This window comes from Aminobacter sp. BA135, from assembly GCF_050859125.1.
GTDB lineage: Bacteria > Pseudomonadota > Alphaproteobacteria > Rhizobiales > Rhizobiaceae > Aminobacter > Aminobacter ciceronei.
This window is the reverse complement of the sequence record NZ_CP139572.1, coordinates 1,606,212-1,624,826: the sequence shown is the minus strand read 5'-3', so window position 1 is coordinate 1,624,826 and position 18,615 is coordinate 1,606,212. Positions and strand designations below refer to the sequence as shown.

Annotated in this window: 19 protein-coding genes and 1 riboswitch; of the genes, 8 read left to right on the top strand and 11 right to left on the bottom strand. The window is 64.2% G+C overall.

Going from position 1 to position 18,615, the window contains the following annotated elements; translation table 11 throughout:
• The first annotated feature begins 285 nt into the window (after positions 1 to 285).
• Positions 286 to 1,230 carry a DMT family transporter gene (locus SLT36_RS08010; protein ID WP_432286724.1) on the top strand — a complete coding sequence of 315 codons (945 nt, stop codon included), beginning with the start codon at positions 286 to 288 and terminating at the stop codon, positions 1,228 to 1,230.
• Here the strand turns inward: SLT36_RS08010 and SLT36_RS08005 are convergent.
• From SLT36_RS08005 to SLT36_RS07995, 3 genes are all read right to left on the bottom strand, one after another.
• Positions 1,197 to 1,592 (bottom strand): response regulator, encoded by a 396-nt coding sequence (locus tag SLT36_RS08005; protein ID WP_432286722.1) that lies wholly within the window; start codon positions 1,590 to 1,592, stop codon positions 1,197 to 1,199. The genes SLT36_RS08010 and SLT36_RS08005 overlap by 34 nt on opposite strands.
• 67 nt (positions 1,593 to 1,659) lie before the next feature.
• The gene (gene hpt / locus SLT36_RS08000; RefSeq protein WP_067957665.1) at positions 1,660 to 2,202 is read right to left on the bottom strand and encodes a hypoxanthine phosphoribosyltransferase; all 543 of its coding nucleotides are present in this window, start codon (positions 2,200 to 2,202) and stop codon (positions 1,660 to 1,662) included.
• A gap of 9 nt (positions 2,203 to 2,211) precedes the next feature.
• Positions 2,212 to 2,643, bottom strand: coding sequence for a hypothetical protein (locus tag SLT36_RS07995; protein WP_432286721.1), 432 nt, complete (start codon positions 2,641 to 2,643; stop codon positions 2,212 to 2,214).
• Between the two features lie 439 nt (positions 2,644 to 3,082).
• On the opposite strand from SLT36_RS07995, the gene ftsE reads away from it, so the two are divergent.
• The 4 genes from ftsE (at position 3,083) to SLT36_RS07975 (ending at position 6,432) form a co-directional block, all read left to right on the top strand.
• Complete coding sequence (gene ftsE / locus SLT36_RS07990; RefSeq protein WP_067957659.1) at positions 3,083 to 3,742, top strand: cell division ATP-binding protein FtsE; 660 nt, start codon at positions 3,083 to 3,085, stop codon at positions 3,740 to 3,742.
• Positions 3,735 to 4,748 (top strand): cell division protein FtsX, encoded by a 1,014-nt coding sequence (locus SLT36_RS07985; RefSeq protein ID WP_432286720.1) that lies wholly within the window; start codon positions 3,735 to 3,737, stop codon positions 4,746 to 4,748. The genes ftsE and SLT36_RS07985 overlap by 8 nt, the downstream gene beginning before the upstream one ends.
• A gap of 83 nt (positions 4,749 to 4,831) precedes the next feature.
• On the top strand, positions 4,832 to 5,539 hold the full coding sequence (locus SLT36_RS07980; RefSeq protein WP_432286719.1) for a YdcF family protein: 708 nt from the start codon (positions 4,832 to 4,834) through the stop codon (positions 5,537 to 5,539).
• 104 nt (positions 5,540 to 5,643) lie between these two features.
• Positions 5,644 to 6,432 (top strand): lysophospholipid acyltransferase family protein, encoded by a 789-nt coding sequence (locus SLT36_RS07975; RefSeq protein WP_432286717.1) that lies wholly within the window; start codon positions 5,644 to 5,646, stop codon positions 6,430 to 6,432.
• Here the strand turns inward: SLT36_RS07975 and SLT36_RS07970 are convergent.
• From SLT36_RS07970 to SLT36_RS07960, 3 genes are all read right to left on the bottom strand, one after another.
• Positions 6,429 to 7,004: a demethoxyubiquinone hydroxylase family protein gene (locus tag SLT36_RS07970; protein ID WP_154386129.1), complete on the bottom strand. Its 576-nt coding sequence runs from the start codon at positions 7,002 to 7,004 to the stop codon at positions 6,429 to 6,431. The genes SLT36_RS07975 and SLT36_RS07970 overlap by 4 nt on opposite strands.
• Positions 7,005 to 7,064: 60 nt before the next feature.
• Positions 7,065 to 8,120, bottom strand: coding sequence for a bifunctional transcriptional activator/DNA repair enzyme AdaA (locus SLT36_RS07965; protein ID WP_432286715.1), 1,056 nt, complete (start codon positions 8,118 to 8,120; stop codon positions 7,065 to 7,067).
• Positions 8,121 to 8,194: 74 nt separating this feature from the next.
• Positions 8,195 to 8,713, bottom strand: coding sequence for a gamma-glutamylcyclotransferase (locus SLT36_RS07960; RefSeq protein WP_432286713.1), 519 nt, complete (start codon positions 8,711 to 8,713; stop codon positions 8,195 to 8,197).
• 56 nt (positions 8,714 to 8,769) lie between these two features.
• On the opposite strand from SLT36_RS07960, the gene SLT36_RS07955 reads away from it, so the two are divergent.
• Positions 8,770 to 9,768: a DUF2125 domain-containing protein gene (locus tag SLT36_RS07955; protein ID WP_432286711.1), complete on the top strand. Its 999-nt coding sequence runs from the start codon at positions 8,770 to 8,772 to the stop codon at positions 9,766 to 9,768.
• A 52-nt stretch (positions 9,769 to 9,820) separates the two neighbouring features.
• On the opposite strand, the gene SLT36_RS07950 is transcribed toward SLT36_RS07955, so the two are convergent.
• Both SLT36_RS07950 and hisC read right to left on the bottom strand, forming a co-directional pair.
• Positions 9,821 to 10,756, bottom strand: coding sequence for a prephenate/arogenate dehydrogenase family protein (locus SLT36_RS07950; protein WP_432286710.1), 936 nt, complete (start codon positions 10,754 to 10,756; stop codon positions 9,821 to 9,823).
• A gap of 3 nt (positions 10,757 to 10,759) precedes the next feature.
• Entirely contained in the window at positions 10,760 to 11,872 is a 1,113-nt protein-coding gene (gene hisC, locus SLT36_RS07945) for a histidinol-phosphate transaminase (protein WP_432286709.1), read from the bottom strand.
• Between the two features lie 153 nt (positions 11,873 to 12,025).
• Positions 12,026 to 12,103: riboswitch (SAM riboswitch) on the top strand.
• A gap of 49 nt (positions 12,104 to 12,152) precedes the next feature.
• Between hisC and metA the strand changes: the two genes are divergently transcribed.
• On the top strand, positions 12,153 to 13,076 hold the full coding sequence (gene metA, locus SLT36_RS07940; RefSeq protein WP_432286707.1) for a homoserine O-acetyltransferase MetA: 924 nt from the start codon (positions 12,153 to 12,155) through the stop codon (positions 13,074 to 13,076).
• A gap of 42 nt (positions 13,077 to 13,118) precedes the next feature.
• Here metA and SLT36_RS07935 read toward each other — a convergent pair whose 3' ends face one another.
• The gene (locus tag SLT36_RS07935; RefSeq protein WP_432286706.1) at positions 13,119 to 13,976 is read right to left on the bottom strand and encodes a LysR family transcriptional regulator; all 858 of its coding nucleotides are present in this window, start codon (positions 13,974 to 13,976) and stop codon (positions 13,119 to 13,121) included.
• A 152-nt stretch (positions 13,977 to 14,128) separates the two neighbouring features.
• Between SLT36_RS07935 and SLT36_RS07930 the strand changes: the two genes are divergently transcribed.
• Complete coding sequence (locus SLT36_RS07930; protein ID WP_432286704.1) at positions 14,129 to 15,649, top strand: MFS transporter; 1,521 nt, start codon at positions 14,129 to 14,131, stop codon at positions 15,647 to 15,649.
• A 45-nt stretch (positions 15,650 to 15,694) separates the two neighbouring features.
• Here the strand turns inward: SLT36_RS07930 and SLT36_RS07925 are convergent, their stop codons facing one another.
• Together SLT36_RS07925 and SLT36_RS07920 are read right to left on the bottom strand one after the other, a co-directional pair.
• Positions 15,695 to 17,500 (bottom strand): ABC transporter ATP-binding protein/permease, encoded by a 1,806-nt coding sequence (locus tag SLT36_RS07925; RefSeq protein ID WP_432286702.1) that lies wholly within the window; start codon positions 17,498 to 17,500, stop codon positions 15,695 to 15,697.
• A 124-nt stretch (positions 17,501 to 17,624) separates the two neighbouring features.
• Positions 17,625 to 18,485 carry a lipid kinase gene (locus tag SLT36_RS07920; protein WP_432288277.1) on the bottom strand — a complete coding sequence of 287 codons (861 nt, stop codon included), beginning with the start codon at positions 18,483 to 18,485 and terminating at the stop codon, positions 17,625 to 17,627.
• Positions 18,486 to 18,615: the final 130 nt, after the last annotated feature.

Here is an 18,615-nt window from a genome sequence, read left to right as displayed (position 1 = left end):
AAATTCTAATGACTGCCATCATTCCAATTCGTTTGCATCGTGTCAAACGGCGGGGAATAGTCCCGCTACCCATTGGAAGGTGGTCGCAAGAGATGCGGCTGCGGACTGGTAATACCGTCCTCACTTTCACCCGCCGCAATCTTGCCGGCGGGTATTTTTTTGGGGCAGCTGTGCGCCAGTCGCTGTCGCCGCTGGCCCAACAGGAGGCGCCGACAAGCGCTCTCGTTCCGCCCGATCTCAAGGTACAAATATCGGGACGACCTCTTAGCCAGGCATTCCTGCACCATGCACAACAGAACGCTTCTCGGCATCCTCTGCCTCTGCCTGGGCGTGCTGGTGTTTTCGATCCAGGACGCCCTGATCAAGGCCGTGGCCGGCACCTATCCGGTCAGCGAAGCGCTGCTGATCCGCGCCGTGGTGGCGTTGCCGATCCTGCTCCTGCTGGTGCATCGCGATGTCGGGCTTCCGGCACTCGCCTCGCCCAACTGGCGCTTTCTCGCAACGCGCTCGACGATCCTGTTCGTGTCTTACTGCGCCTACTACCTGGCGATCCCGGCGCTGCCGATCGCCGATGCGGCGGCGCTCTTCTTCCTGACGCCATTGCTGATCATGACCATGGCCGGTCCCTATCTCGGCGAACGGGTGCCGTGGCAAAGCCTTGCCGCCGGCACGGTCGGGCTGTTCGGTGTGGTCATCATGGTCAATCCCAGCGCCGGCATCTTCGAATGGGCGGCCTTGCTGTCGCTCGCCTCGGCGTTTCTCTACAGCTTCTCGCAGCTGATGGCGCGCAAGGTCGGCGTGACGGAAAGTGCCACGACAATGGCCTTCTACCAGAACGCCGCCTATCTCTTCGGCGCCGTGCTGATCACCACGATCTTCTCGGCCGCCGGCTTCCAGCAGACAGGCCATCCCAGCCTCGATTTTTTGATGCGGCCATGGATCTGGCCGAGCCTGCGCGACTTCCTGATGATGGGCGCCTGCGGCATCATTGCCGCTGTCGGCATGGTGCTGCTTGGCCAAGCCTATCGGCTGACGCCCGCCAACAAGGCGGCGACTTTCGAATACACCGGGCTGTTGTGGGCACCGCTGTGGGGCTTCCTGTTCTTCGCCGAGGTGCCCGGAACCGGCACGGTGATCGGCGCGCTGCTGATCGTCGGCGCCGGTATATTCGCGCTGAATGTCGGGACGCGGACGCCTCAGGCGGCGCCGGCGAGCGCCACTGTCGACTGAGCAGCCAGCGCCCGCGAAACGCGGTCACGAATGTCGTTGAGCGTGAACGGCTTCTGCACGACATCGATGATGATGGCGTCGAGTTCCTCTGCGCGCTCGCGCTGGTCGGCATAGCCGGTCATCAGCAGGATCGGCAGCCCGGGATAGGCGCGTGCTGCATTCTGCGCCATCTCGATGCCGTCCATCTCCGGCATGCGGATGTCGGAGACGATCAGGTCGTACCCGCCGCGCTCTGCGTGGATGCAGTCGAGCCCTTCGGCGCCATCGCAAGCGACGTCGACCTTGTGGCCGGCGCGTTCGAGCGCGCGGGCTGCGAGAGTGCGGACGGACTCATCGTCCTCAACGATCAGAAGTTTTGCCATGGCGGCGATATTTGCCGCGACTGGTTGACGATTCCTGAATGCCGCAAAATTTGTGATTAGCGGCTGATCAGTCTTCGCCCTTGACCACTCCGACGAAGGGCAGCTCGCGGAAGGCGTGCGCCACATCCATGCCATAGCCGACGACGAAATAGTCGGGGCAGTCGAAGCCGACATAATCGGCATTGAGGTCGGTCTTGCGGCGCATGCGCTTGTCGAGCAGCACGGCGATCGAGCAGCTCTTGGCGCCACGCGACATCATCAGCTCGCGGGTGAACTTCAGCGTCTTGCCCGATTCGAGAATGTCGTCGATCAGCAGGACGTCGCGGCCGGCAACCTCGTTATCGATGTCACGCAGCACGCGGACCTCGCCGCTCGTGGTGCCGGCGCCATAGCTTGAAATGAAGATGAACTCGACCTCCGGCGACAGGCCGACGTCGTGCATGGCGCGGATCAGGTCGGCGGCGAAGATGAACGAGCCCTTCAGCACCGAGATGACCAGAAGGTCAGTGTAGTCGTGCGCCGCGATATCCTTGGCGAGTTCGAGATTGCGCCGTGCGATCGCCGAGGCGGAGAACAGCACTTCGATTTCCTTGTCGCGCACAACAGGCATGACAGCATCCTATTCCGAGAAAGCGACCGTGACGGTCTTTACCCCGTTCATAGGCACGTCGAGCCGGCTCGAAAAGTCCCATCTTGCGCCGGCTGCCACCGGAACCGTGCCTGTCCCCAGCCTGTAACGCAGGACTTTGCCGTCATCGCCGGTGACGGCGATGACGATCGGCGGCAGCGGTGCCGCCCTGTTTCCGTCGTTGAAGGCGGTGCCGTCGACGAGCAGAAGCGGCTTGCGGCCGGAGCTGTCGATGCGCGAAACGACGTCGGCGAGGCGCAGCTTCGGCGCCTGCCATGACAACGGAAACGCCGCGGCATGCAGCACCTGGTGTCCGCCGGCGACCCAAAACGCCATTGCCGCCAAGGAGATACCGGAGAGCCAGAAGATCGGCCCGCCGCGCGTCGGCCGGGCGTCCAGCCGCGAATGCGCTGGCCTGAGCATCTCCATTCCGCCCCGATTGGCTGGCTGAGTGGCGAGGACAGGCTGGACGGCGGATGATTCGTTTCGGCGATCGGCGCGAGCCACGACTTCGAAATCGGCGTCGATAATGTCCAAGGCAGGCGCGCGCTGCGGTTGGGCGGATGTGTCGCGGCCGTCATCGGTCATGATTTCGCCGGAAACCGGGCGTGCTTTCCGCTGCTCAGCCATCAGACCCCTTAGACATTCTGCCGAGAGGGGGTAAACGGAAATGGTTAATGCTTCGCCACCGAGGTGCTTCGGCGCCCCATTCCGGACGGAAAATTAACCGTCTCTTAACCATGCGGACCCATGGTCGTTTCGTAGAAGCGGGCAGCCAGGGTCCCGATGAATCTCCATGGATTCGCAAGTTCCCAGGGTTTCGTAAGTTCCCAATGTTTCGCAAGTTCAAGGTCTGCAGCACGTGATCCGCTTCGAGAATGTCGGCCTCAGATACGGGATGGGACCGGAGATCCTGCGTGACATCTCCTTCCACATCCCCGAGCGCTCGTTCCAGTTCCTGAGCGGGCCGTCGGGCGCGGGCAAGACCACCCTGCTGCGGCTGCTGTTTTTGTCGCTCAAGCCGACGCGTGGCCTGATCAGCGTCTTCGGCAAGGACCGTTCGCGCATCTCGCGCACCGAGCTGCCGCTGATGCGCCGGCGTATTGGCGTGGTGTTCCAGGATTTCCGCCTGCTCGACCACATGACCACCTACGAGAATGTGGCGTTGCCGCTGCGCGTGCGCGGGCGCGAAGAGGCAAGCTACCGCACCGACGTCACCGAACTGCTCAAATGGGTCGGCCTCGGCGAGCGCATGCATGTGCTCCCGCCGGTGCTTTCGGGCGGCGAAAAGCAGCGCGCCGCGATCGCCCGCGCGCTGATCGAGCAGCCCGAGATCCTGCTGGCCGACGAGCCGACCGGCAATGTCGATCCGCCACTGGCGCGGCGCCTGCTCAGGCTGTTCATCGAGCTCAACCGGCTTGGCACCGCGGTGGTGATCGCAACCCACGATCTCGGCCTGATGGACCAGGTCGATGCTCGGCGCATGATTCTCGCCGGCGGAAGGCTCGACATCTATGACTGAGGCCCAAGCCGACAGCAGCACACACGACGAGGAATTCGAGGACGAATTCGAGGATGCGCCGCTCCAGCAGCCGGCGCCAAGGCTGCAGCGCAAGACCGCCCCCATCGTGCCGTCACAGAACATCGCCGGCCGCGCGCTGGTGCTGGTCATCGCCATCATGACCTTTTTATCGTGCCTGACGCTGGGTGCGGTCACACTGGTGCGCGACACGGCCTCGGTGTGGGAAAACCAGATCGCCCGCGAGGCGACGATCCAGATCAAGCCCGCCGAAGGGCTGGACATGGAGGCGGCACTGGAGACGGCCGCACGCATCGCCGGCGAATTCGCCGGCGTCAGCGGCACCAAGATCGTCGATCGCGCCGCTACCGCGCGGCTGCTCGAACCGTGGCTCGGCTCGGGATTGAACATCGACGAGTTGCCGGTGCCGCGGCTGGTGATCGTCACCATCGACCAGAGCAGCCCGCCCGATTTCGGCGCGATGCGCCAGGCGATCAGCCCCAAGGTGCCAACCGCCACGCTTGACGATCACCGCACCTGGGTCGACCGGCTGGTGGCGATGGCGCGCACGACGGTCACCATCGGCACCGGCGTGCTGGTGCTGATGCTGGCAGCGACTGTGCTGTCTGTGGTGTTTGCGACGCGCGGCGCCATGGCCGGCAACGGCCACATCATCGAGGTGCTGCATTTCGTCGGCGCCGAGGCCAATTTCATCGCCAGCGAGTTCCGCCGTCACTTCCTGCTCACCGGCATGAAGGGTGCGGCCGCCGGTGGCGTTGCCGCTGTGGTGGTCTTCATCATCTTTTCGTGGTGGTCGTCGCTCAATCTCGCGACGCCGGAAGCCGACCAGGCAACCGCCCTGTTCGGCAACTTCGCCATCGGCCTGAACGGTTATCTCGGCGTTGCCGTGATCGTTACTGTCATTGGAGCATTGACTGCCGCGACATCACATTTCACCGTCGTCAGCTATCTCGGCGACATCGACGTGCAGCATCCGGAAAGGATGTGATCACCGATGATGTCACTTTGTTGCAGAATGTGCTTAGATAGGCGCTGCAAAAGCCGCAATCCCTGCTTAACCATGGCTTCGTGATGGGTCAGAACGCGCTCGCCGCATCGGGGACGGTTTCCGGATCGAAAATCTACCCGGCCGGGCTCAAGCCGCGCCGGAGAAGTATTTTTTTGCGCCGCATTTTGTTCATCCTCGTCGCAGCAGCCTTCATCTTCACCGGTGGCTTCGCGCTGTTCGCAACCCATGTCAGTCGACTGACCACGCCGGCCAACCCTGCCAAGGCCGACGCCATCATCGTTTTGACCGGCGGCCAGTCGCGGCTGGATGCGGCACTTGACCTGCTCAAGGCCGGCAAAGGCGAACGCCTGCTGATCAGCGGCGTCCATCCCTCGGCAACGCGCCGGCAACTGCAGCTGGCGACGCGCAGCGACAAGTCGCTGTTCAACCGTGTCGACATCGACCGCGCCGCGCTCGACACCATCGGTAATGCCGAGGAAAGCGCCAAATGGGTCGAAAGCCACGACTATGCCCGTGTCATCCTCGTCACCAACAACTACCACATGCCGCGCAGCATGCTGGAAATGGGCCGGCTTTTGCGCAAGGCCAGCCTGGAGCCCTACCCGGTCGTCAACTCCAAGCTTGGCGAAGGCCGCTGGCTGACCAAGCCCGAAGCGTTCCGCGTGCTGTTCACCGAATACAACAAGTACCTGCTGGCGCTCGCGCGCGGCATCGTGCCGGTCAAGCCGACCTCGGACGGCATGGTCGTGGTGCAGGCCGCCGCCGAATAGGCACTCTGCCACGCAAAAGCTCATTCCAAAGCAAGCGGCGTTTTCCTTTTTGGACGGCTTGGTGTAACCAACGGCGAAATCCCGTCCTCAGGCGCCCCTCACCAATGCTCCATATCCGCTCGCTGGCATTCAACTTCGTCTTCTATGTCAGCCTGATCGCCCAGATGATCTTCTGGACGCCCTACTATTTCCTGTCGCCACGCCACCGCGCCTGGCTGGTGCCCAAATTCTGGGCGCGTTCGAGCCTGTGGCTGCAGGAAAAGATCGCTGGCACGAAGAGCGAGGTCATGGGGCTCGAGAACCTGCCTGCGGGTTCGTTCATCCTGGCGCCCAAGCACCAGTCGTTCTGGGACGCCATCGCCTTTTTCCCCTACCTGCGCGACCCGCTCTACATCCTCAAGCGCGAGCTGATGTGGATCCCGTTCTTCGGCTGGTACATCGCCAAGATGAAGATGATCCCGGTCAACCGTGGCAAGCGCTCGGCAGCCCTGAAGGCCGTTGTCGTGGCAACCCGCCGGGAAATGCAGAACGACCGCCAACTGATCATCTATCCCGAGGGCACCCGCCGCGCGCCCGGCGACGAGCCGGCCTACAAGTGGGGCATCGCCGAGCTTTACGCGGCGCTCAACATGCCCGTGGTGCCGGTCGCCCATGTCGCGGGCCTGTATTGGCCGCGGCGCAAGTTCCTGCGTTACCCCGGCACCATCAAGGCGCGTTTCCTGAAGCCGATACCGGCGGGCCTGTCGCGCGAGGAATTCATGCAGCGCCTGATCTCGGAAACCGAGGCCGCCTGCGACGAATTCCTGATCGAAGCCGCAACCTCGAAAAACCCGCCGCCGATGCCGCCGACGGCGGTGAAGCGGCTCAGGGAATTGGGCGTCGAGGTCGGCTAGCTACCGGCCGCCAGCTCGCGCTTCATCCAGCTCGTATCGCCCCAGGTCGACAGCCAGATCATCATGGCTGTCGCCGCCGAGATCGCCCCATAGGCCAGCCTGTAAGGCACGCCCTTGGCGGACCTGCGCTGGCGCGCGACCTCAAGATGCTCGAGTTCCTCCTGCTGGATGTCGAGGATGGCGGCATGCAGGCGCTCGTCCCGACGCTCCAGGAAACGAAGCTGTTCTTCGAGATGGCGATGCACGGTGGCCTCCACCGCTTCCGTGCAGAGCCAGACCATCTGCGGTCCAAGCACCGATGTAACCAACCCCAGCACATAGCCGCCAAGCGACCAGAACTTCATGACACGGCACGGCCGCGTGTCGCGTGTCGGCATGGCGTCGCGAAAGATCCTGGCGTGAAGGATCTCGTCGGCGCGCATTTTCTCCAGCTCCGGCTGGATCACCGGGAAGAACCGCCGGGCAACAGCGATTTGCGCGCCATAAATGTTGATCGCGGCGCGTTCGCCAGCGTGATTGACCTTGAGGATACGCTGGATCGTGATCTTGTCCGCGCTTGCAGGCAGCAGCATCGATGTCCCCCGACTACGATGCTCCCTTGATATCACTGATCCTTGATATGTGACACGAGGCTAGCCAGCGGCCATCCGTCGCTCGTGTTCGAGCAGCCAGCGCTTGCGCCAGAGGCCACCGCCATAGCCCGTCAGGTCGCCGCTGGCGCCGACCACCCTGTGGCACGGGATGACGATGGCGATCGGGTTGGCGCCGTTGGCGCGGCCGACCGCACGTATGGCTGCGGGGTTGCCGATCTCGCCGGCGAGGCCGGAATAAGTCACCGAGACGCCCGCAGCAATGCGGCGCAAGCCGTCCCACACCTGACGTTCAAAGGACGTGCCTTGCGGTGCCAGCCGAGTTGCGAACTCTGCAGACGTGCCAGCGAAATAGGCGGAGAGTTCCGCCTCGATCTGATCGATCGGTGCGGCCCTGCCGAAGGCAATGGCCGAGCCGGTGACCGCCTGCAGCTTGCGCACCTCTGTCGCCAGCGCCTTTCGCTCGAGGAATTCGAGGATGTGCAGGGCATGCTGGTCCGCAATCGCGATCATCGGGCCGATGGGCGTCTCGATCCAGTCGGCCTTGAGCATGGTCTTGCCGCGCAGCTTGGCCGGCGCCTCGCCGAGCAGCCGGGTGACAGCCGCGCGAAAGCCGCTGCCGGAATCGAACCCCGCTTCGACCTGAGTATCGAGCACGCTGTCGCCCGAGCTCAGCCGCTCCGCCGCCTGCCCGAGCCGGCGCAGCCGCGCCATTTCGAGGAAGCTCATGCCGAAACGACGCTTGAAGGCGCGGCGCACGGTCGAGGCATCGAGGCCCATGGCAACGATGTCGGCCTCCAGCCAACGTCGCTCCGGCTCGCGTTCGAGCGCCTCGACCAGCGTTGCGACCAATGGCTCCGCTTCGCCCGAGCCCATCATCGGCCGGCAGCGCAAGCAGGGCCTGAAGCCGGCATGCAGGCATTCGGCGGTGGTGTCGAAGAACTGCACGTTCTCGCGCTTGGGCTTGCGCGCGGAGCAGGTCAGCCGACAGAAGATGCCGGTCGTCCTGACCCCGACATAGGCAAAACCGTCATAGCCTGCGTCGCGGGCGATCAGGGCATCGTAGAGCGTATCGTCGTCGGGGCGTTGGAACAGCATGGTTGATCTTTAGCGCGATTGCGCGCGACGCGCCGCCGAAAATCGGGCGTTGATTTTACCTCCTGACACCAGGTCTATTCGCCGACGAGCCGCGCCACTTCTTCGAGCCAGTGGTCACGAATGCCGAGTGCCTTGAGATGCTCGACGGTGCTGAACACATACTCCTCGTTGCGGCCCGATTGGCCGACGGCCCCGGTGACGATGCCGGCCGCATGCGCCGCGTCGAGATTGCCGGCGTACTGGTGATGCTTGCGGTCGGCGATGTAGCAGACCGCAGCCACCTTTTCGCTCCCGTCGAGCTGGATCGTCAGCTGGCGTTCGAGATAAACGCTGGTGACGAGCTCGCGGTTCCTGAGATAGGCCAGCACCTCGTCGCGCAGGTCGCCGGGCACGCGGAAGGCGAGGCCGACACAGGAGCCGCCACGGTCGAGGCCGAGCACCAGGCCCGGCCGCTGCTCGGTGCCACGATGGACCCAGGAGCGGATGCAGAGCGAACGACGAAACCCCATCAACCGGGCACGGCGCGTCTCGACATGCGCGAAACCTGGCCGCCACATCAGCGAACCGTAGCCAAAAACCCAAAAATCGCCCATATCGCCAGCCTGTTGGTGATCGCGGTGAACAGAACCGCGTTAGCGAGAGCCCAAGCATGCCGTCAAGTCAGGAACCAAGAGCAAACTACAGCCGCCGCTTCATGTGGCTCGGGCTTTTCATCGTGCTGCTGTTCGGCGGCTACAGCGCCGGATGGTTCTGGTTCGCCGGCAAGGCCGAAAGCGAGGTGCGCAAGGCGATCGCCGGCGTCAACCGCGATGGTGTGTCGCTCGAATGCGCCAACCCCGCGATCAAGGGCTTCCCGTTCCGCATCGGCCTGTTCTGCGACCGGCTGGACTACGAGGATGCGGGGCGCAGGATTTCGGCCAGCGCCGGCAGTTTCCGCACCGCCGCCCAGGTCTATCAGCCGATGCACTCGGTGCTGGAGATCGACGGCCCGCTCAGGATCACCGCGCCCGACCTGCCTCAGTTGCAATTCAACTGGGATTTGCTGCATGCCAGCGCACGTATCGCCAAGCCGTTGCCCGAACGTATCTCGGTCGAAACGCTCAAGCTTTCTGGCCAGGCGGCGTTCATCGACGGGGTCGCCAAGCCGCTGTTCACCGCCGAGCAGACGCAGACGCATCTGCGCCCGAACGGCGCCAACATCGATCTTGCCGGCACCTTCACCGGTCTGCAGATCGATCCGCAGGCGATCGGCGGCCGCACGCTGCCCAAGCTCGACGGCAGCGCCGACACCTCGCTCAACAATGGCGTTGCCCTTGTGGAAAGCAGGCAGCCGGCGCTGCGCGGCCAGTCGGGCAGCATTCGCTCGCTGACGCTGACGTCGGGCGGTACGACCGGCGTCGCACTCAGTGGCCCATGGTCGGTCGGCGACGATGGGCTGATCGATGCAGATCTCAAGGTGACGATCCAGAACCCGCGCGAGCTGTCGCGCATCCTGTCTCAGGTCATTCCGGAGCAGGCCAAGCAGTTCGAGACCGCCTTCACCGGCCTCGCTTTGCTCGGCGACGCGCCGACCCTGCCGCTCAAGATCGTCAAGGGCAAGGCGACTTTGGGGTTCATTCCGCTGGGGATGGTGCCGGCGGTCGATTAGGGGAGTAAGGCAGTAGGGGAGTAGGGGGACGATCCCCTATTCCCCTATTCCCCTAACCCTTCGCCGGATGTTCGATGGCCTCGCGGCCGAAGTTCGGCACGTCGACTTCCTGGCCGGCATCGATGATCGAGCGGCGGATGGCGCGGGTGCGGGTGAACATCTCGAACAGCTTGTCGCCGTCGCCCCAGCGGATAGCCCGCTGCAACGACGCCAGGTCTTCCGAGAAGCGCGCCAGCATTTCCAGGATCGCGTCCTTGTTGTGCAGGCAGACGTCGCGCCACATCGTCGGGTCGGAAGCCGCCAGACGGGTGAAGTCGCGGAAACCGGAAGCCGAATATTTGATCACTTCCGACTTGGTCACCGACTCCAGGTCGTCGGCTGTGCCGACGATGTTGTAGGCGATGATGTGCGGCAGGTGCGAGACGATGGCGAGCGTCATGTCGTGATGTTCGGGATCCATCGTATCGATGTTGGAGCCGCAGCGGCGCCAGAACTCCGACAGCTTCTCCAGCGCCACCGGATCGGTATCAGGCAGCGGCGTGAAGATACACCAGCGGTTCTCGAACAGCTCGGCGAAACCGGCATCGGGGCCCGACTTCTCGGTACCGGCCAAGGGGTGGCCAGGGATGAAGTGCACGCCCGCTGGCACATGCGGGGCCATCTGCGCGATGACGGAGGCCTTGGTGGAGCCGACATCGGTGAGGATGGCGCCCGGCTTCAGCGCTGAAGCGATGTCGACAGCCACCGCTTCCGAAGAGCCGACCGGCACCGAGGCGATGACGAGGTCGGCATCCTTGACGGCTGCCTTGGCGTCGGTCGAGTAGCTGTCGCCGAGGCCGAGCTCCTCGGCGCGGGCGAGCGTGGGTGCACTGCGGGTGGTGATCGCAATGTGACGGGCGAGCCCTTCACGGCGGATGACGCGTGCCAGCGACGAGCCGATCAGGCCGATGCCGACGAGGGCGATCTTTTCAAAGAGAGGATCTGACATGGTTTAACTTTTCAGGAATTCGGTGAGTGCGGCGACGACGCCGCGATTGGCTTCTTCTGTGCCGATGGTCATGCGCAGCGCGTTGGGGAAACCGTAGCCGGTGACCCTGCGCAGGATATAGCCGCGCGCCGTAAGATAATCGTCGGCGGCTGCGGCCGAGTGCTTGCCGTCATCGGGGAAGTGCACCAGCAGAAAGTTGCCGACAGAAGGCGTGACGCGCAGGCCAAGCTTTTCGAACTCGGCGACCAGCCATTCCGCCCATTTGGCATTGTGGGCAATGGTGCGCTCGACATGGCCACGGTCTTCCATCGCCGCCACGCCGGCTTCGATCGCCGCCGCATTGACGTTGAAGGGACCGCGCATGCGCTCGAGCACGTCGATGACGTGCGCCGGCGCATAGATCCACCCGATGCGCATGCCGCCGAGGCCGTGGATCTTGGAGAAGGTGCGCGTCATCACGACGTTCTCGTTGGCCGCGACCAGTTCGACACCCGACTCATAGTCGTTGCGGCGGACATATTCGGCATAGGCAGCGTCGAGGACGAGCAGCACGTTCCTGGGCAGTGCCGCGTGCAGGCGGCGCACCTCCTCGAACGGCAGGTAGGTGCCGGTCGGGTTGTTGGGGTTGGCGAGGAAAACGATCCTGGTCTTCGGCGTCAGCGCGGCGATGATGTTGTCAACGCTGGCCTTCTCGGCATCCTCCTTGGCAACGACCGGCGTGGCACCGGCTGCCTGGGTGTAGATCTTGTAAACCATGAAGCCGTGCTCGGTGTAGATGGCCTCGTCGCCCGGCGAGAGATAGCTCTGGGACAACAGGCCCAGCACTTCGTCGGAGCCATTGGTGCACAGGATGTTGGCAGGGTTCAGCCCATGGGTCGTAGCGATCGCCTGCCTCAGGCGTGACGCCGACCCGTCGGGATAATACTCCATCTTATGCGATAGCCTTTGGACGGCCTCGATCGCATGGGGCGAGGCGCCGAGCGGATTTTCGTTCGACGACAGCTTATGGAGCTTGGCGACGCCTGCCGGAGCGGAGCTCTTGCCGGGGACATAGGCTGCGATGTCCATGATGCCGGCGCGGGGTTCGGGGCGAATCTGCTCGGGTGCCTTGGTCATTTCGAAATATCCTGGATTGGCGCCTCCGGCCGGAGGCCGCAGCGGAAATACCGCCCGGTGCACGCAATGTCGAGGAAAACCGGCGGAACCAGGCGGTCTGGCCGGACGAATGGGTCGCGGTTGACGCAATCCCCGCCCGGGCGTAATAGCAGGGCATAGACCCGTGGTGATTTGGCCGGTCGGCTTGCAGCCACGTTAAACAAGTCGCTAAAGGGCCGTTTGCGATCCGTAAACCGGCTTTGCGACAGCAATGCCGGTTTTGTTTTTTGGAGTTCGCACAGTGCCGATCAAGATCCCGGATCAACTCCCCGCCCGCCAAGTGCTGGAAAAAGAGGGCGTGTCCATCATGGATGAGCAGACAGCTCTCCGCCAGGACATCCGTCCGCTGCAGATCGGCCTGCTCAACCTGATGCCCAACAAGGTCAGGACCGAAACGCAGATCGCGCGCCTGATCGGCGCCAGCCCGCTGCAGGTCGAACTGACGCTGGTGCGCATCGGCACCCACAAGGCCAAGAACACCTCAGAAGATCACCTCATCGCCTTCTATCAGACCTGGGAAGAGGTCAAGGATCGCAAGTTCGACGGCTTCATCATCACCGGTGCGCCGGTGGAACTGCTGCCTTTCGAGGACGTGACCTACTGGGACGAACTCAAGCAGATCATGGACTGGACGACGACCAACGTGCACTCGCCGTTCTTCATCTGCTGGGGCGCGATGGCGGCCGCCTGGCATTTTCACCGCGTTCCCAAGCACACGCTGGAGCACAAGGCGTTCGGCGTCTACCGCCACAACAACAACGCGCCTGCCTCGCCCTATCTCGCCGGCTTCTCCGACGATTTCGCCATACCGGTGTCGCGCTGGACCGAGGTCCGTGCCTCGGACATCCCCGAAGGCTCCGGCCTGGAGCTTTTGATGGAATCGGAAGAGACCGGCCCCAGCCTGCTGGCCGAAGAAGCCGGCAACCGGCTCTACATGTTCAACCACATCGAATACGACTCGACCTCGCTCAAGGAAGAGTATGACCGCGACGTCACGGCCGGCGTGACCATCGCCGTGCCGCACGAATACTATCCCGACGACGACCCGCAGCGCCGGCCGCTGAACCGCTGGCGCTCGCACGCCCATCTTTTGTTCGGCAACTGGATCAACCGCGTCTACCAGACCACCGAGTACGATCTGGAAAACATCGGCAAGGGTCGCTAGCACCACAAGACCGCGTCCGGAACCAGGGCGCGGTCCTTTGCCCTACCCCGCCTTTGCCCGGTGCTCGTGGAAGGCGCAGGCGAGGATACGCAGGGCTTCGCGCGAGCGGCGGTCGGTGAGCGACGAGTGCAGCACGATCTCGCTTGCGGGCACATCAGGCAGACCGAACTTGCGGCTGACTTCGACGGTTCCGGGCGGCGCGAGACGGCTGGGAAAGACCGCCGTCGCCAGCCCGGCCGACACTGCCGCCGTCACCAACGACGAGCCGCCGCCGACGAACACCTCGACCCAGGGAATGCCGGCATCGTCGAGCGTGCGTATCGCCAGATCGCGCACGCCGCACAGCCGCGACAGCGTCGCCAGCCGGATCGGCTCGCCAAGACGATGATCGAACTCAGGCGTCGCATACCAGCCGAAATGCTCCGGTCCCAGCACCTCGCCGTCGCGGCGGTCGTCCTCGCGCCGAACGATCGCGGCATCGAGCTCGCCACGGTCGAAGGCATCGAGCAACAGCGTCGAATTGTCGACCTGCACCTCGATGGTCAGCGCCGGATCGTGCTGGCTGAGGCGGGCGAGCAGCGTCGTCACCTCCGGCCCGGCGACGTGGCCGGCGATACCCAGCGTGAAGCGCCGGGCAGAACACGTCAGGCCGGCAACCGCATTGTCATGCGCAGCGAGGAAGGTTCGTGCCGATTCGATGAACAGCGCACCGTCGGCCGACAGCCTGACGCGGCGCGGAGTACGTTCGATCAGCTTGCGGCCGACACGCTCCTCCAGCCGCTTGAGCTTGACGCTGACCGCCGCCTGGGTCGAGCCCATGGCGTCGGCTGCACGGGTGAAACTCTGCAGGTCCGCCACCATGACGAAGTTGCGCACGGCCTCGGCGTCGAGCCACAGCATCTCATCTATCCAAATTTGTTATCACTGATATAGGATTGCATAGCATTTATGCATGCTCAAGCTTGGCATATCTCGGATGTTTCCAGATAACCAGCGGCGACCGGACTTCCTCCCCCGACGCCGCCAGCCGGAGACATGGGATGAAGCTTACGATGAGAGACAGTCTGGCGCTGGGGGCGATCTGCCTGTCGGCGCTGATGTTTGGTCTTGAGATATCGAGCGTGCCGGTGATCCTGCCGACGCTCGAACATGTGCTGCATGCCGACTTCAAGGACATGCAGTGGATCATGAACGCCTACACCATCGCCTGTACGACGGTACTGATGGCAACAGGAACGCTGGCCGACCGCTACGGCCGCCGGCTCGTTTTTGCGATTACGGTTGCCGCTTTCGGCGTGACCTCCTTGATGTGCGGCCTCGCCCCCACCACCACAGTGCTGATCGCCAGCCGCTTCCTGCAGGGCATGGCCGGCGGCGCCATGTTCATCTGCTCGATCGCCATCCTCTCGCACCAGTTCCAGGACGCCAAGGCACGCGGCAACGCCTTTGCCGTCTGGGGCGTCATATCAGGCATCGGCCTTGGCTTCGGCCCCATCATCGGCGGCGTGATCGTCGCCCTGTCGACCTGGCAGTGGGTCTTCCTCGTGCACGCTCCACTGGCATTGCTGTGCCTGGTGCTGACCTTCGGCAGCGTCAAGGAATCGCGTGACCCGCAGGCGACGAGGCTGGACCTTCCCGGCATCGTCATCCTGAGCGCTGCTGTCTTCGGCCTGACCTACTACATCACCCAAGGCGCTGATCTCGGCTTCCTCAGCCCGACGGCTCTGGCTATCGCCGCGGCGACGCTGATCGGCCTGATCGCCTTCGTTGCGGTCGAGCGGAGGCATTCGCACCCGATGTTCGACTTCTCGGTGTTCCGGATCCGCGACTTCTCCGGCGCCATCGTCGGCTGCGTCGGCATGAACTTCAGCTATTGGCCGTTCATGGTCTACCTGCCGATCTATTTCACCGCAGGCCTCGGCTATGACAGCACCGAAACGGGGCTCGCCGCGCTCGCCTATACGGTGCCGTTCTTGGTGATGTCGCCGGTGGCGCAGTATCTGCTCTTGCGCACCAGCCCACGCACCGTCATTCCGCTCGGCCTGTTCACCATCGGCCTCGGCTTCATCGCCATGTGGCTGGGCAGCCCTGTCGAAGGGGCGAGCGGCCTGACGGTGCTGCCCGGGGCGCTGATTGCCGGCATCGGCCTCGGTCTGACGACGACGCCGGCCACCAACATGACCACGGGTTCGGTGCCGGCCAGCCGCGCCGGCATGGCCTCGGGCATCGATGCCAGCGCCAGGCTGATCGCTCTTGCCGTCAACATCGCGGTCATGGGCTTCGTTCTCGTCGAGGGCATCCTTGCAGGACTTAGGGGGGCGCTGCCCGAGGGCGCCGATGCCGGCCAGCTCCGCTCGCTGGCGGAGCGCATCGCCGCCGGTGGCGCAACCGACGGCGCGCAAGGCGCCCTCGACGTGCCGGCCGACGCGGTCCATGCCGCACTGGTCAACGGATTCCACTGGGTGATGCTCTATGGCGGCCTCGGCGTATGGGTGCTGGCGGCGCTCAGCTTCGTGCTGTTCGGTGCCGGCAAGTCGTCGGCCGAGCCTTGCCCGCAAACGCGCGCGATCTGAGCGCACCGCTGCAGGCCTGCACCGGCGGGCCTGCAGCCCGGCCGATCAAGCCGGAGCCTTGGCCTTTGCCACATCCTTGATGCGGATCGGCTTGAGCACCGGCCCACGCTTGTCCTTGGCAAGGTGGACTGTCCGGTCGAACAGGCCGCCATTGTGTCGTTGCGGGCCAAAATAGACGACGCCGGTGCCGGCGAGCTCGCCCTCGAACATGTCTTTGACCCGGCGATGCGCTGCTGCGTCGAGCGTCTCGAAGGCCTCGTCGACAATCACCCAGTCGGGTTTGTGCAAACGCAGTCGCGCGAAGGCGACGAGCCGCAATTCGTCGCTGGTGAGTTCGTCGTTCCATGGCGCGACACGGTCGAGCGAGGTTGCCAGCCGCTCCAGCCCGACGGCGGCAAGCGCTTCGGCAAAATCCTTGTCGTCGAGGACTGTGCCGCTGGACGGATAGGCAAGCACCTCGCGCAGCGTGCCCGGCGGCAGGTAGGAAGCGCGCGGCAGGAAGGCGACCTGCTTGTCCTTGGGCAGTTCGATGCGGCCCTTGCCCCATGGCCACAGCCCGGCGAGCGCGCGGAACAGCAGCGTCTTGCCGGCACCTGCCTCGCCCGTGACCTGCAGGCGCTCGCCCGGCCTGACCCGGAGATGCGGCTCCGAAAGCCGGATGCAGCCGCTCGGCGAGACCAGTTGGAGATCGTCGAACGCCAGGCTGCCGTCGTGGCTTTCGGCGACGTCGATGCGCTCCTCCTTGTCGTGCAGCCCGTCGGCTGAGACCAGCACGCGGCGGATCACGCCGACGCGCATCAGCGTGGCGCGCCAGTCGGCGATGGCGCCGACATTGTTGATGAACCAGCGCAGCGAGGCGTGGACCTGGTTGAAGGCGCTGACAGCCATCATCAGCCCGCCGAAGCTGATGTCGCCAGCGAAATAGACCGGTGCAGCGACCAGGATCGGCGCGACCACGGTAAACCAGCCATAACCGTCGGTGACCCAGCCGAGATTGATCTGGGTGGCGAAGATGCGGCGCAGCGAATTGAGCACGCCGGCAAGATCGAGCTCCAGCCGGCGCTTTTCGTCGGCCTCGCCGCGCGCCAGCGAGATGGCGTCGATGTTCTGGTTGATGCGGACCATCGAGAAACGAAGCTCGGCTTCGCGCGAATAGCGATCGGCGTTCTGGGCAATCAGCCGCCGGCCGACCAGCCAGCTCAGCAGCGATGCGGAGCCGGCATAGACGATCGCCGCCCAGACCATGTAGCCCGGGATGCTGAACGAGCGCTCGCCAACGTGGAAGACGAAGCCGGATGACAGGCTCCACAACACTCCGACGAAGGACACCAGCAGGATCGAGGCCTGCAGCAGGCCGATGGCGAGGTCTGTTGTAAGGTCGGCAAGGTGCCCGGCATCTTGCTGCATGCGCTGGTCGGGATTGACACCGACGGCACCCGCATTGGCGAGGCGGAAGGCGCGGCCCGGCCGCAGCCATTCGGTGATGAGGTCGAGCGTCAGTCCCTCGCGCAGCTTGAGCCGGATCATCTGGTTCAGCCATTGCTGGCCGACATTCAGCACCAGGAGGCAGCCGGCGATCGCCGCAAAGATCGTCAACTGGTGCAGGAAGGCGTCGAGGTCGCGGTTCTCCAGCGCGTCGTAGAACGGCTTGTTCCAGCGGTTGAGCACGATCTGCCCGGCCGACGTGGCGAGGATGACGGTCAGGATCGACAGGCCGAGCCAGACGAGCGTCCGGCGCACCGCTGAACCGGCAAGCGCTTGCCGCGCCATCTTCAGATGATCGAAGAACCCGGCGTCGACATCCTCAGCCAGAGGCTCACGATTGGTCTGGGTGAACGATTGGCCTGACATGCACATCCTCCGGCTGGCCGCTTCGTGCGAATCGGCGCGGGCAGAGTGTGCCATTCAACTGCGACGGCGTATCAGCGAGTCGGCTGAACAGACCGTGATTGAAAACGCAGTCTTTGGCCGGGGCTCAGCCCTTCGGCACGAACACGTTGACCGATTTGGGCCGGATGCGGAAATGCGCCGGCGTCCAGGTGACCAGCTCGCCGTCGGTGTTGACCGGTCGCGGCTGCTTGGTGCGGATCGTCACCTCCGTGGTCTTGAAGGCGCGGACGTCGTCCCACTGGCCTTGCGTGCCCTTGCGCAGGCTGGGCAACAGCCTGAGCAGCCGCCACCAATGGTCGACCTCGAGACTGTAGAGATCGAGCCAGCCGTCGTCGGCGGTCGCGGTCTCCTCAACGGTCATGCCGCCGCCATAATGGCGACCGTTGCCGACCGAGACCTGCATGGTGCGGATCTTTTCGGTGGTGCCGTCATGGTCGACATAACAGGTGAACAGCCGCGAGCGCATCAGGATGCGGGCGGCGACGATGCCGTAGCCCAGCGTGCCCCAGCGCTTCTTGGCGTGCTCGGTGAGCTCGCCCGCCAGTTCGGCGCTGAAACCGATGCTGGCGACGTTGAAGAACAGATGGCCGTTGACCTCGCCGAGATCGACGGTTGCCTGGTGGCCGGCGGCGATGATTTCCGCCGCCTTCACCGGGTCGGCGGGAATGCCCATCGTGCGGGCAAAGTCATTGGCCGTGCCGAGCGGCAACACACCGAGCGTCAGGCCGGAATAGGACAGACCGGCGGCCGCGTTGTTGAGCGTGCCGTCGCCGCCTCCAACGATTGCCATGTCGAAATGATCGGCATTGCGCGAGATCAGCTCGGAGGCGTTCTCGTCCTTGCTTGTTGCCATCTCCTCGATCTGGAGACCGGCATCGACGAGCACCTGACGGACGGCATCGATCGGGCCGCCACCACGGCGTGCGCGCGGATTGACGATCAGCATCGCGCGCTTGCCCCTGGAATGCTGCACGGCGCGCTTTTGGTTGATGACGTCGGTCAGGAGGAAACCCCTATTGTTCACGGTGGGCCAAGCCCGCTGTCATCTAGGGATCGATCTGGCAAATTTGAAGGCA

Bases quoted from the DNA above. Each gene is read 5' to 3' on its own strand.
- SLT36_RS07980 (WP_432286719.1), top strand. From the start codon at position 4,832: ATGGGTCAGAACGCGCTCGCCGCATCGGGGACGGTTTCCGGATCGAAA.
- SLT36_RS07935 (WP_432286706.1), bottom strand. From the start codon at position 13,976: ATGCTGTGGCTCGACGCCGAGGCCGTGCGCAACTTCGTCATGGTGGCG.
- SLT36_RS07960 (WP_432286713.1), bottom strand. From the start codon at position 8,713: ATGGGCGATTTTTGGGTTTTTGGCTACGGTTCGCTGATGTGGCGGCCA.
- SLT36_RS07955 (WP_432286711.1), top strand. From the start codon at position 8,770: ATGCCGTCAAGTCAGGAACCAAGAGCAAACTACAGCCGCCGCTTCATG.
- SLT36_RS07995 (WP_432286721.1), bottom strand. From the start codon at position 2,643: ATGCTCAGGCCAGCGCATTCGCGGCTGGACGCCCGGCCGACGCGCGGC.
- hisC (WP_432286709.1), bottom strand. From the start codon at position 11,872: ATGACCAAGGCACCCGAGCAGATTCGCCCCGAACCCCGCGCCGGCATC.
- SLT36_RS07950 (WP_432286710.1), bottom strand. From the start codon at position 10,756: ATGTCAGATCCTCTCTTTGAAAAGATCGCCCTCGTCGGCATCGGCCTG.
- SLT36_RS07975 (WP_432286717.1), top strand. From the start codon at position 5,644: ATGCTCCATATCCGCTCGCTGGCATTCAACTTCGTCTTCTATGTCAGC.
- SLT36_RS07930 (WP_432286704.1), top strand. From the start codon at position 14,129: ATGAGAGACAGTCTGGCGCTGGGGGCGATCTGCCTGTCGGCGCTGATG.
- SLT36_RS08010 (WP_432286724.1), top strand. From the start codon at position 286: ATGCACAACAGAACGCTTCTCGGCATCCTCTGCCTCTGCCTGGGCGTG.
- SLT36_RS08005 (WP_432286722.1), bottom strand. From the start codon at position 1,592: ATGGCAAAACTTCTGATCGTTGAGGACGATGAGTCCGTCCGCACTCTC.
- SLT36_RS07985 (WP_432286720.1), top strand. From the start codon at position 3,735: ATGACTGAGGCCCAAGCCGACAGCAGCACACACGACGAGGAATTCGAG.
- hpt (WP_067957665.1), bottom strand. From the start codon at position 2,202: ATGCCTGTTGTGCGCGACAAGGAAATCGAAGTGCTGTTCTCCGCCTCG.
- SLT36_RS07925 (WP_432286702.1), bottom strand. From the start codon at position 17,500: ATGTCAGGCCAATCGTTCACCCAGACCAATCGTGAGCCTCTGGCTGAG.
- SLT36_RS07920 (WP_432288277.1), bottom strand. From the start codon at position 18,485: ATGCTGATCGTCAATCCGCGCGCACGCCGTGGTGGCGGCCCGATCGAT.
- SLT36_RS07965 (WP_432286715.1), bottom strand. From the start codon at position 8,120: ATGCTGTTCCAACGCCCCGACGACGATACGCTCTACGATGCCCTGATC.
- SLT36_RS07970 (WP_154386129.1), bottom strand. From the start codon at position 7,004: ATGCTGCTGCCTGCAAGCGCGGACAAGATCACGATCCAGCGTATCCTC.